Source organism: Cohnella panacarvi Gsoil 349, from assembly GCF_000515335.1.
GTDB classification, from domain to species: Bacteria; Bacillota; Bacilli; order Paenibacillales; family Paenibacillaceae; genus Cohnella; species Cohnella panacarvi.
Window position 1 is genome coordinate 4077687 of the sequence record NZ_KI911563.1, and the last position, 12240, is coordinate 4089926.

Sequence of the window (12240 nt, forward strand, 5' to 3'; positions counted from 1 at the left end):
GTTATTTCAGGATGTACACTTTAACGTTCTGAACGCCGAAGTCGGATACGAACGAACGGGAGCCCGGCACGAATATATCGACGCGGTTGCCTTTGATCGCGGAGCCGATATCGGTAGCGGTTCCAACCATGCCGCCTTCCGGCAGGCCTTTGAATTCATATCCCGTGATGTACAGCTTCGTTCCCAGCGGTATGACTTTCGGGTCGACCGCGATCGTGCCCAGCTTCAATGCATTGCCCATGTAATCGACGGCGCCCCATTTGCCGTTCTCCTCGATGGAATCGGAGTAAGCCGTCGCTTTAATGTCGAGCACCTCCGCGTAAGCGATCGATTGACCCGAGGATGTGGTGATCGACTGCGCCGTTACTGCGGGTTGCTCCGACTTGAAGGCTGCGACTTTCATATTCCCGCGCGGAATCGCGAGGCGGAGTCCGGCATAGATGTTCTGCGGATCGATCGACGGATTCGCGTCTAGCAGCGCCTGTACCGGGATGCCGTAGTACTGCGAAAGCTTCCAAAACGTCGTCGTATCCGTGGCGACGTGCGCGGATGTCGCTTCTGCCGCGTGCGCGGTCAAAGCGGGGACGAGCAGCGCTCCGCCGAGCATAAGACATGCCGCGCGGCGGGTTAATTTCTTCATAGCGTGGTTCATTAGCGAATTGCCTCCTAAGATGCTAGGCCGGCGAGGTTAGCTGTCGGGTTCGGGCTGGGAGTTCAACCCTACCTACGAGCTAGCTCATAGGATTCACCCCGAGTACGTACGCGACGGTTGAAGGGGCCGTCTGTCCGTACTTTAAAAGTATTTTCCCCCGCACCCTAAGGTTTAGGCCGTCTTTATTCTTGTAGAGGGTAACACAGCCAGGATGCCGATAAAACCGGAAAATCCCGGAAATCGCCCGCAAAGCCGCGCCGCGACTGCGTTTAAGTCGTCGCCCGGCGACGGTTGAAATAGGCGGTCATCTCGTCGATCAGGAAGCGGGTCGAGGGAGCGATCCACGCCGGATCTCCATGAATGATCGATGTCGTTCGCTTCGCTTCCTCCAGCTCGGGTATCCGAACGAGATACAGATCGTTGTCCGTCAGCAGTTGTTCGCGCATGTACGATTTGGGCAGCAACGTACCCGCGCGGCAAGCGGAGAGCAGGCGTATGATCGCCTCGAACGAATCGATTTCCATGCGGACGTCGGGCTTCAAATTGTATTTGCGGAACAGCTCGTCCGTATGGGTGCGGTACCATGTGCCCGGCGCGAACAAAATCATGGGCAGACCGTTCAAATCGGACAGCTCCAGCTGCGTTCTCTCTAATATATAGTGCGTCCGAGGAAGGACGAGTATGAGGTGATCCTCGAATAAGGGTAAACTTGTAATGGCCGGGTCCGCCTCGACGGCCGAAGCGACGAGACCGAAATCGACTTTCCGTTCCTTCACGAGCGTGGCGATCTCGTGGGACTTGCCCGTTACCGCTTTGATTTCCAACTGCGGGTGCCGCTCCGTCATCGCTTGGATGAGCTCCGGCAACGTCGTCTGCAGCGTCGTCAGGCTGGCTCCGATGGTGGCGACCGGTGCATCCTCGGATTTGAAGGCGTTCAGCTTCTGCAGGTAGTTGCCGTGATAACGGCGCAGCTCTAGCGCGAATTCGTAGGTGAGTTGTCCGGCCGCGGTAAGCTCCAGTCGCTTGCCGATGCGCCTAAACAGCGTGACTTCAAGCTCCTCCTCCAGTTTGGCGATTCGGCGGGAAAGCGCCGGCTGGGAGACGTTCAGCCGCTCTGCTGCTTTGTTAAGGCTTGTCTGCTCCACGATGGTGGCGAATACGCGCATATCCTCAAGCATGTCGGGTGCTCCTTCGGCGGTTAGTTGTTCATACCATATGCAGAATCGTTATAAGTTATAATAAAAAATAAGCAGTTCCATTATAAGCGAAAATAGAGTAACCTTAAAAGCGATGACGTTTGGCGGCGAAAGGTTTTCATGGCAATGCATGAGCGCGCGCTGCATCGACAATCGCACGGGTACGAAAGGAGAACGTATACGGATATGAAAGGGAATTCTTACTTGCCGCGCAAGCTGCACTCGTTGCTCGGCGTCATTCCGCTCGGATTGTTTCTGATCGAGCACGCATTAACGAACTACTCCGCGTTCGAAGGCGGACAAGAGGGGTTCATGGCCAGTATCGATTTTCTTCACGGAATGCCTCTCGTGTTCTTCCTGGAGCTGTTCGTAATCTGGCTGCCGATTTTGTTCCATGGCGTGTACGGGCTATACATGGCGTTCCAATCCGACCTTAACGTCGGAAGGTTCAGCTATTCCCGGAACTGGGCATTCGCGCTGCAAAGGATTACCGGCGTGATTACGTTCATTTTCGTCGCATGGCACGTGTACGATACTCGGATTCAGCTTGCTCTAGGAAATACGACTTACGAAGAGCTGGGGAATCACATGCATGACATCGTGAGCAATCCAGCCGTGTTTACGATTTACATTATCGCGGTACTCGCCGCGACTTTCCACTTCGCTAACGGCATCTGGGCGTTCCTCGTCAGCTGGGGCATTACGATCGGCCCGCGCGCGCAGAAAGTTTCCGCGAACATCTGCATGGGCATCTTCGTTATCGTAGCGGTGTTGTTCCTGCTGTCGCTGGTCGCGTTCCGCGGCGACGAATTCGAAGGCGCCGCGGCGCTCGTTGCCGCAACGGGACGTTAAGCATTCGCATAGCTTGGCGGTTTTGCTAACGCAGAACTTTATGAGAGGAAGAAGACGTAATGGCTACGAATAAAGTTATAGTTGTAGGCGGCGGATTAGCCGGCCTCATGGCAACGATAAAAGCGGCGGAAGCGGGCGTACGGGTCGACCTGTTCTCGCTTGTGCCGGTTAAGAGATCCCACTCCGTATGCGCGCAAGGCGGCATTAACGGAGCGGTAAACACGAAGGGCGAAGGCGACTCCCCTTGGGAGCACTTCGACGATACGGTGTACGGAGGCGACTTCCTGGCGAACCAGCCCCCGGTTAAGGCGATGTGCGAAGCCGCGCCGGGCATCATCCACCTGATGGACCGGATGGGCGTTATGTTCAGCCGCACGCCGGAAGGTTTGCTCGACTTCCGCCGTTTCGGCGGAACGCAATATCACCGCACGGCGTTCGCCGGGGCGACGACGGGCCAACAGCTGCTGTACGCGTTGGACGAGCAAGTTCGCCGCTGGGAAGCGGCAGGGCTCGTGCAGAAGTTCGAGCACTGGGAGTTCACCGGAGCGGTTGTCGATGACGACGGCGTCTGCCGCGGCATCTCCGCGCAGGATCTGCGCACGATGGAATCGGTCACGTTCCGCGGCGACGCGGTTATTCTCGCGACGGGCGGACCGGGCATTATTTTCGGCAAAACGACGAACTCCGTCATCAATACGGGAACCGCGGCAAGCGCGGTGTACCAGCAGGGCGTCTATTACGCGAACGGCGAATTCATCCAAATTCACCCGACGGCGATTCCGGGCGACGACAAAAACCGCCTCATGAGCGAATCGGCGCGCGGCGAAGGCGGCCGGATCTGGACGTACAAAGACGGAAAGCCGTGGTACTTCCTCGAGGAAAAATATCCGGCATACGGAAACCTCGTTCCGCGGGATATCGCGACTCGCGAAATTTTCGACGTGTGCGTGAACCAGAAGCTCGGCATCAACGGCGAGAACAAAGTTTATCTCGACTTGACGCATAAGGATCCGAAGGAGCTTGACCGCAAGCTCGGCGGCATCATCGAGATTTACGAGAAATTCATGGGCGACGACCCGCGTAAAATCCCGATGCAAATTTTCCCGGCCGTTCACTACTCGATGGGCGGCATGTGGGTCGACTACAACCAAATGACGAACATCCCGGGCTTGTTCGCCTGCGGAGAGTGCGAATACCAGTACCATGGAGCGAACCGTCTCGGCGCGAACTCCTTGCTGTCCGCGATCTACGGCGGCATGATTACCGGTCCGAAAGCGATCGAGTACATCAAAGGCTTGAAGAAGTCCGCCGAGGACGTATCCGAAAGCATCTTCGAGCGCGAGCGCAAAAAGCAAGCCGGCAAGTACGAAGCGATCACGAAGATGGACGGCACCGAGAACGCGTACGTCATCTCCAAAGAGCTCGGAGAATGGATGACGAACAACATGACCGTCGTTCGTTACAACAAGAAGCTTGAAGAGACGGTAGGCAAGATCAAAGAGCTCAAACAGCGTTATACGAAGATCAACATCAACGACACGCTGAAGTGGAACAACTCGGGCGCCGCATATACGCGTCAATTGTGGAACATGCTCGAGCTCGCCGAGGCCATGACGGTCAGCGCGCTCAAGCGCGACGAAAGCCGCGGAGCGCACTACAAGCCGGACTTCCCTGAGCGCAACGACGAGCAGTTCCTGAAGACGACGCTCGCGTCGTGGACGGCCGAAGGGCCGCAAATCTCGTACGAGGACGTCGACACTTCGCTCATCAAACCGCGTACGCGCGACTATTCCTCGAACAAGAAGAAGGAGGGCTAAACGATGGCAGACACGGCAACCGCGCAGCGCACGGTCAAATTCATCATTACGCGCCGGGATAACCCGGAAGCGGCCTCCTACACGGAGGAGTTCGAAGTCCCTTACCGCCCGAACATGAACGTCATTAGCGCGCTTATGGAAATCCAGCGCAATCCGGTCAAGTCGGACGGTTCCTCGACGGCTCCGGTATGCTGGGAATCCAACTGCTTGGAGGAAGTATGCGGCGCTTGCTCGATGGTCATCAACGGAAAGCCGCGCCAAGCGTGCTCCGCGCTGATCGACCGCCTGGAGCAGCCGATCCGTCTCGAGCCGATGAGCACGTTCCCGGTCGTACGCGACCTCGTGATCAACCGCGAGCGGATGTTCCAATCTCTGAAGAAGGTTAAAGCATGGATTCCGATCGACGGAACGTACGATCTCGGACCGGGTCCGCGCATGGCGGAATCGAAGCGCCAATGGGCATACGAGCTGTCTAAGTGCATGACGTGCGGCGTCTGCCTCGAAGCTTGCCCGAACGTCAACGATCGCAGCACGTTCATCGGACCGGCTCCGATCTCGCAGGTTCGCCTGTTCAACGCCCATCCGACGGGCGAGATGAACGCCTACGAGCGTCTGGAAGCGCTGATGGAGGACGGCGGCATCGAAGGCTGCGGCAACTCGCAGAACTGCGTGCGCTCCTGCCCGAAAGGCATCCCGCTGACGACCTCGATCGCGGCGATGAACAAAGACACGACGAAGCACTTGTTCAAAAAGTGGTTAAGCCTGTAATGATCGAAAACGCCCGTCGGCGATCCTCGGATCGCCCGCGGGCGTTTTTTGGTTGGAACGGCGTCGACGCGGGAGTGGAGGGGCGGCGTTGGGAGAGTAGTTTGGGTGAAATAAGCACAGGCGGTGTATCTAAATGGCTCGGAGGAGCCGGTTTCGGGGAAATAAGCACATGCGGTGTACCTAAATGGCACATAGGAGCGGAGTCCAGCGAAATAAGCACATGCGGTGTATCTAGAAGTATAGTGGAAATCCGAATACAAATGGCGGCGCTCCGCTCTCCATGGATATTTATCGAGCTTGGTCGTCTCCGGGACTCGAGCATACGGCAACGATAGCGAACAAGAACCCTGGTCATGTGTATACGACCAGGGTTCTTGTTCGCTTATTTATCCGTACTTTCCGCAAACCTGTCCGCCGATACGGCAACCGCGTCGAAAAACTCCTCCAGCGTAATGCCTTTGTCCATCACTTGCACGGCGACCTCTTGGCCGACGTAGCGAACATGCCAGGGCTCGTACGAATATCCGGTCACTTTCTCTTTGCCTTCCGGATAACGGATGATAAAGCCGTATTCGGCCGCGTGTTCGACGAGCCAGCGGCCTTCCTTCGTCTCTCCGTAGCTTTCCTCAAGCCCGTAACCTACGCTCGCGCTGGATACGTCCATGGCGAGGCCCGTCTGATGCTCGCTCTGCCCGGCGTGGGCGCTGAAACGCGCAGCTTCCTCTTCTCCGTGCTGGCTCACGTAATAGGCGAAAAGCGATTTCTGCGTGGCGTAAGAACGGTATCCGGAAACGGCTTTAAGATCGATGTTCGCTTGCTCCGCGGCGGCGAAGAGCGACTCCAGCGCCTCTGCCGCTTCTTTCCTTAGCTGCTTCTTAGGCGAATCTCCCGAGAAGGAGAAAGCGACATTCGGAACGACAAGGTCGCTAGGCTCGTAGTCGGAAGGCAAGTTGCGTTGCTTATTCGCCATCACGAGCATGCTGTCCGCATTCGTAACGACCGCAATCCCTTGGCCGTTATTCGCGATATTGCGGTCCGGCATGTTGGCCATAACGAGCTCGCTTGGCGGAGGCGCGGACAACTCCGGAGCATCCTGAGACGACGATGGCGCGGTCGCGGTGGAACCCTGCGCCGCGGGATCCGTCGTGCTATGCTTAGGCATTACGCCGTGTACTTGAGTCCATGCCCCATATGCCGCCATTATAGCGACCAGACCGAAAAGCAGTCTTTTCCGATTCATAGCTGTCTACCCACCCCGTATGATGACTGAAGATTTGTGTATGTTCATTATAGAAGGAGAAAGCGAAGGAAAATAGCGCATTTTGTCTTATTTTCACGAAAATAAAGCAGGAAATAGGTGGATATGCGTCAAAATGTACATATACAGAATACGGGAGGCTGTTGCTTGGATGATGAATCGCCGTCGTTGGTGGGGATACCTGAGAATTCAAGTTTTGATGCTTATGATTGTCGTTCTATTCATACCTCTTGCGTTAGTCGGATGGTTCTATTATTCAACGATGAACTCCGATTTAAACGATATCGAGAGATCGCACGCATTGGAAGTCAACGCTTCCGCCCACCGTCTGGTCGATCAGCTTGGCGAACAATTGTCGAGCTCGACGATCACGAACGCCAAATGGAGAGACAATTGGCAGGCCGTGAAGGACAAGGACGTGCCTTGGATCGAAGAAAACGTTAACGTATCGCTCGACATCATACCGGGGTTAAGCTTCGTCGCGACGGTCGAGAAAGACGGCAAAGTGCTTACGCAAGCAGGCGATATCGAGGAATTTACCGGGGAAGTCGCCGACAAGTCGATATTAACGAAGCTGCAGGAGACTCCGGACCTTTACGGCATGACCCTGACGAGCAAAGGATTGGCCGTCGTCGCGGCGTCGCTCATTACCGACGAGCAAGCGACCGAGGAACCGACCGGCGTTCTGATTTTCGGAAGTCTGATCGACGATGAGGCGATGGCGAACATCGCCACGCTTCTTAACGCGGGCATCGCGATGAAGTCGGCATCGGGACAAAGGCTGGGCAGCGATCCGGGAACGATCGGGCTGCTAACCGAGGGCAACGCGCTTCCTCCGGTCTCTCAAGCCCCGACATTCGCCATGGACGAGCGCGACGGGAAGAGCTTCAGCCAAGTGAGTTCCGGCCATGCGGGCCTTGACGGCGCGTCGGTAGCGGAGCTGGCGGTGTCCGTGCCTGCGGAAGCCAGCAGCACGGTGAAGAGCGAAATGATTCAACTCAGCATCATCGTCGTCGTGCTGGTAATCGCGCTGATCGCTTTAATTTCGATCATTTTGAGACTCCGGATCGTAAAGCCGTTAGTCAAGTTCGACGATTACTTGAAAGAAGTATCGGAAGGCAAATTGTCAGGCGAGCTGCCGAATCAATATAGCCGTCGCACGGATGAGATCGGTTCGATCGCGAACTCGCTAGTCGAGATGTCGAGTCAGCTTCAGAAGCTCGTAGCGGGCATTAGGACAACCGCTCACGTGACGGCGGACGCGGCCGGACAACTTACCGGGGATGCGGATCAAGCGGCGCAAAGCGCGGATCGGATCGCGGAGTCGATGCGAGAGGTGGCCGCCGGCGCGGATTCGCAGCGCGAAGGCATGAAACGCGGGGCCGACGTAACCCAAGAGATCCAGCAGCAAATGATGAACATCGGCGATCGTTCGACTTCCGTCGCCGCCGTCGCCGAGCAAGCGACGAAGCAGGCGAGCGAAGGGAACGAGACGATCCAGATGGCCGTCGGCCAGATGGAACGGATCGCCGCCGCGGTCGAAGCTTCGGTTAACGACGCGCGTATGCTGCATGACAAGTCTGCCCAAATCGGGCAGATGGTCGAAGCGATCTCCGCGATCGCTTATCGAACGAACATTCTGGCGCTTAACGCCAACATCGAAGCAAGCCGCGCCGGAGAGCAAGGCCGGGGATTCGCGGTCGTCGCGGAAGAAGTCCGCAAGCTGGCGCTGCAAGCGAACCAGACGACGGATGATATTACGCAAAGAATCGAAGACGTTCAATCGGGAATTAGCGAGGTCGTCCGCAATATCGAGGACGGCTATCGCGAAGTGCAGAGCGGCACTTCGCTCGTCAGGGATGCGGGAACGGCGTTCCAAGGCATCTCGTCGGGCATCGAGGACATGGAAGGGGAGCTGCGCGAAATCGCGGCCGCCGGACAAGAGATCGGGGCAAGAGTCGAGGAATTGATGTCGATCGTGGTCCAGACGGAGGCGATATCCGAATCGAGCGCGGAGCGATCGCAGGACGTAGCCGGCTTCGCCGAGGTGCAGATGAGCGCGGTAAGGCGCGTCGCGGAAGCGATGGGGACGCTTTCGGAGCGCATCCGCGAGCTCGAGCGGGCTGCGAATAAGTTCCAATAAAGCAATGCGGCATCGCAGGATTCGGTTTCCTGCGATGCCGCTCTTCTTTTACATCCAAGTTTCGCCCCACGTTTGAATCGATACGATAACCTCTTCAAGCTGGCGGCCTTTCTCGGTCAATTCATACTCTATGCGCACGGGCATTTCGGGATAGACGGTGCGCGTTAATATGCCGAGCGCCTCCAGCTCCTTCATACGGTCGGTCAGCATTTTGTCGCTCATATCGGGGATTTGCTCTTTAATGTCCTTGAACCGCCTCGGTCCGCCGAGCAACACGCGGATGATGAGTCCCGTCCATTTTTTGCCGAGCAATTCGGCGGCCGATTCGTATTTGGGGCACATTTTGGAATAGTCCATTCGGAATTCCCCCCTTCTTCGCTTCTTATTGTAGCATACCCACTTCATAAAAGTAAGTAACTACTTGTTGGTTGCCATGATCTTCATGCTTAAGCGAGCCGGCAAAAAGAAAGCTCCTACTGCTGTAGGAGCTGCTTCTCTTCCTGCTGCCGCAGAAATTGTTTGCCGTATTCGCCGTGCGGGTGAATGTTCGCGTGCTCCATCTGGATCGTCGAATGCGTGATGCCGTATTTCTCTTTCAGCATTTCGTTGACCGCGAGAATAATGCAGAACGGCTGGATGTCCGCTCTGACGAACATGTGGGCGGTCAGCGAATAGTGGTCCGTCGAGATGGCCCATAGGTGCATCTCATGGACGTCCTCGACGCCTTCGACGGCGGCAAGATCCGCGCGTATTTCGTCCAGGTTGAACTTCTCGGGAACGGATTCCATCAGAATCGCGGTCGATTCCTTGAGGATTTTGGCCCCGCCTACGAAGATAATGCCGCCGATCACCATACTGATCAAGGGGTCGAAGAACAGCCAATCCGTGAAGTAGATGACGATCGCGGCAACGATGACGCCTGCCGAGCTCATCAAATCGCCCAGGAAATGCCAAAGCGCGCTTTGGACGTTCAAGTTCTCCTCCTCGCGCATGCTTCGGCTGAGGACGATCGTCAGGACAAGGTTAACGACAAAGCCGATGCTGGCGATCGTCAGCATAAGCCTGAAATCCATCTCCTCGGGACGGATGAAGCGCCGGGTCCCCTCGATGAAGATGCCGACGGCGATCACGCACAACGCCAAGCCGTTCAAGAACGAGGCGATAATCTCGAAACGGAGGAAGCCGAACGTATAACGCGCGTTAGGGGGTCTTGTCGCGAGATAGATGGCGGTCATGCTCAAGCCGAGCGCGATAACGTCCGAGATCATATGAGCGGAGTCGGATAAGAGCGCAAGCGAATTAGAGAGTATCCCGCCCACGATCTCCACGATCGTGAAGAACAGCGTCAGCAGCAGCGTAATCCATAGCGTGCGCTTGGACTTGGATTGTTCCTTCACGTGCTGCAGATGGTGGTAATCGTATTCCGTACCGGCATGTTGTGGCATCGACATCACTCCTTGGCGATCTGGGTTGCGGGCAAAGCTTGTTTTGTTACACAATTGAAATATGGCTGTTACGGTACTGTCGCAGAGACGGGCTACAATGAAGTTAAGACCCCCTTTTAATAAGTTTGAAGCCTGCCGCCGTCGGTAGGCTTCCTTTTTTATGTCTAGGGGGCCGCTATTTATACTTATTATAACATCGTATTAAAGCGGGACGATGACTTTCTCTCGTTGTCTGTAGAACACCCAACGCTTAAATCCGATGTCCCGAAGCCGCCGTTGAACGTTGCTCCATTCGTCTCCGACGCGTCCCGGTTCGTGCGCGTCCGAACCGAAGGTGACGTCCGCGCCGAAATGCAGCGCCCGCGCGAGGATGTCGTCGGAAGGGTACCAGCCGCCTACGTCCTTCGTCTTGCCGCTCGTATTGATCTCGATGGAGATATCGTTCCGAGCGACCGCCTTCAGCGCCTCGTCGATGGCGTCTTCCGAGCCTTGGATGTCCGAGAAGCGGGGATAGTAGCCTTTCATCGCGTCGATATGGCCAAGCACTTGGAACAAGCCGGCGTCGGCGGATTGGCGAATGAGCTCGTAATAGTGCCGTTTCTCCTCCGCATGCTTGCTCTCGGCGATATTCGTCCACCGTTTGCGATTGAAGATGCTTACGCCGCGCGTCTGGTGTACGGAGCCGATAATGTAGTCGAACGGGTACGGGGCGTAGCTGGAACGGTACAAGTCGAGATGCTCGGGATAAAAGTCCGATTCGACGCCGAGCAGCACTTCGATCCGGTCTTTATACTTCTCTTTCAATCGGAGCACTTCGGCGACATAGTTCGGAAAATCGCTTCTGGCCATCGCGATTCTAGGCTGCGGTTGATCGAGTTCGTGCGCGAAATAAGGAGAATGATCGGAGATTCCGATCGCCGTTATCCCGGCATCAATGGCCGATAAGATATAGTCCTCGATGGATCCGGATGCGTGTCCGCACCGGTCGTGATGCGTATGCAAGTCGAATTTCATCCTTGTCAACCCCTTCCTTATTCGCTGCTTATGAATTGATCTTCGGGCATCCCCTTCAGGTCGTTCAGAAATTGCCGCATGGCGCTGTTCACGTAACGGCCCGACTTCGTCATAACGCCGACAGGGTGGCTTGTCGCAAGTTCGTCTACCGGTATCATCTTCAAGGTGCCATGGCGCAGCTCGCTCGTAATGGACAGTTTGGAGATGATGGCCGCGCCCAAATCCAGTTCGACCATTCGTTTGACTTCCTCGCTGCTGCCGAGCTCCATGACGATGTTCGGCTGGATGGCGTTGTCGCGGAAAATGCGGTCAACGAACCTCCGGCCGAGCGTGTCCGGAGAGAGTAGAATGAGCGGAATATCCTTCAGCATGCCGATCGTCGCGCGAGGGACGGACGCCAGATGGTGCTTGGGCGAGACGACGAATTCGAAAGTGTCGTAATAGAGCACGGACGTCTCTACCTGCGGGCTGCGATCGGACAAATAGCCGATTCCGACGTCGACCGTGCCGTTCTCCACGTGGCTGAGCACTTGTGCCGACGACATCGATAGGATCGAGGTTTTGATGAGCGGGAACTGGTTTTGGAAGTAAGAAAGCACTCGGGGCAATATTTGGATCGCGATCGACGTCGTCGTTCCGAGCACGATATGACCTTGGGGAATGTGATTCAAATCGGAAAGCTTCTGCTTCAGTTGTTCCACGATAGCTAATATTTGCTCGGCATGCTCCAGAAATACTTTGCCTCTGTCCGTCAAAGCAACCGGATGGTTTCTGTCCACGAGCACCGCGCTGAATTCGTCTTCCAAGCTTTTAATTTGCGCGGACACGGCGGGCTGCGTCAAATTGAGCAGCTCGCCTGCTTTGCGGAAGCTTAGCGTCTTAGAGATCGTGAGCAAAGTCTCCAACTGGCTTATGTTCAATAGGATCGCCCCCTGCATCGAATAAATTTATCAATGAAATTGAAAGATATAAAAAGCTTTTGTCATAAACTTCATTATAGGAGATTTCTTGACATGCCGCAAAGGGGGGGATTGCAGACTACTCAAATTTGAGTATAATCATGGGTGGATAGTAATCAAATTTGAGTAGTGTTGT

The 12240-nt window shown here is 55.8% G+C and carries 11 protein-coding genes and 1 riboswitch; of the genes, 4 read left to right on the forward strand and 7 right to left on the reverse strand.

What is annotated here, in order from left to right; genetic code table 11:
• Position 1 precedes the first annotated feature (1 nt).
• Positions 2 to 652, reverse strand: a complete 651-nt coding sequence (locus COHPA_RS0119625) for a 3D domain-containing protein (protein ID WP_027087849.1) — start codon at positions 650 to 652, stop codon at positions 2 to 4.
• A 9-nt stretch (positions 653 to 661) separates the two neighbouring features.
• Positions 662 to 840: riboswitch (cyclic di-AMP (ydaO/yuaA leader) on the reverse strand.
• Between the two features lie 81 nt (positions 841 to 921).
• Complete coding sequence (locus tag COHPA_RS0119630; RefSeq protein ID WP_027087850.1) at positions 922 to 1830, reverse strand: LysR family transcriptional regulator; 909 nt, start codon at positions 1828 to 1830, stop codon at positions 922 to 924.
• A 204-nt stretch (positions 1831 to 2034) separates the two neighbouring features.
• Between COHPA_RS0119630 and COHPA_RS0119635 the strand changes: the two genes are divergently transcribed.
• The 3 genes from COHPA_RS0119635 to sdhB are packed head-to-tail and all read left to right on the forward strand — an operon-like array spanning position 2035 to position 5285.
• Positions 2035 to 2700 (forward strand): succinate dehydrogenase cytochrome b558 subunit, encoded by a 666-nt coding sequence (locus COHPA_RS0119635; protein WP_035121451.1) that lies wholly within the window; start codon positions 2035 to 2037, stop codon positions 2698 to 2700.
• A 59-nt stretch (positions 2701 to 2759) separates the two neighbouring features.
• A complete protein-coding gene (gene sdhA / locus COHPA_RS0119640) occupies positions 2760 to 4517 on the forward strand; it encodes a succinate dehydrogenase flavoprotein subunit (protein WP_027087852.1) in 1758 nt (585 codons plus the stop codon).
• A 3-nt stretch (positions 4518 to 4520) separates the two neighbouring features.
• Positions 4521 to 5285 carry a succinate dehydrogenase iron-sulfur subunit gene (sdhB, locus tag COHPA_RS0119645; RefSeq protein ID WP_027087853.1) on the forward strand — a complete coding sequence of 255 codons (765 nt, stop codon included), beginning with the start codon at positions 4521 to 4523 and terminating at the stop codon, positions 5283 to 5285.
• Between the two features lie 382 nt (positions 5286 to 5667).
• Here sdhB and COHPA_RS0119650 read toward each other — a convergent pair whose 3' ends face one another.
• Complete coding sequence (locus COHPA_RS0119650; RefSeq protein WP_027087854.1) at positions 5668 to 6525, reverse strand: M15 family metallopeptidase; 858 nt, start codon at positions 6523 to 6525, stop codon at positions 5668 to 5670.
• Between the two features lie 169 nt (positions 6526 to 6694).
• Between COHPA_RS0119650 and COHPA_RS0119655 the strand changes: the two genes are divergently transcribed.
• The gene (locus COHPA_RS0119655) at positions 6695 to 8686 is read left to right on the forward strand and encodes a methyl-accepting chemotaxis protein (protein ID WP_027087855.1); all 1992 of its coding nucleotides are present in this window, start codon (positions 6695 to 6697) and stop codon (positions 8684 to 8686) included.
• A 48-nt stretch (positions 8687 to 8734) separates the two neighbouring features.
• On the opposite strand, the gene COHPA_RS0119660 is transcribed toward COHPA_RS0119655, so the two are convergent.
• The 4 genes from COHPA_RS0119660 to COHPA_RS0119675 form a co-directional block, all read right to left on the reverse strand.
• On the reverse strand, positions 8735 to 9043 hold the full coding sequence (locus COHPA_RS0119660) for a winged helix-turn-helix transcriptional regulator (protein WP_027087856.1): 309 nt from the start codon (positions 9041 to 9043) through the stop codon (positions 8735 to 8737).
• Positions 9044 to 9159: 116 nt separating this feature from the next.
• A complete protein-coding gene (locus COHPA_RS0119665) occupies positions 9160 to 10131 on the reverse strand; it encodes a cation diffusion facilitator family transporter (RefSeq protein ID WP_027087857.1) in 972 nt (323 codons plus the stop codon).
• Between the two features lie 201 nt (positions 10132 to 10332).
• Positions 10333 to 11145 (reverse strand): histidinol-phosphatase, encoded by an 813-nt coding sequence (locus COHPA_RS0119670; protein WP_027087858.1) that lies wholly within the window; start codon positions 11143 to 11145, stop codon positions 10333 to 10335.
• A 17-nt stretch (positions 11146 to 11162) separates the two neighbouring features.
• Positions 11163 to 12065, reverse strand: coding sequence for a LysR family transcriptional regulator (locus COHPA_RS0119675; protein ID WP_027087859.1), 903 nt, complete (start codon positions 12063 to 12065; stop codon positions 11163 to 11165).
• Between the last annotated feature and the right edge of the window lie 175 nt (positions 12066 to 12240).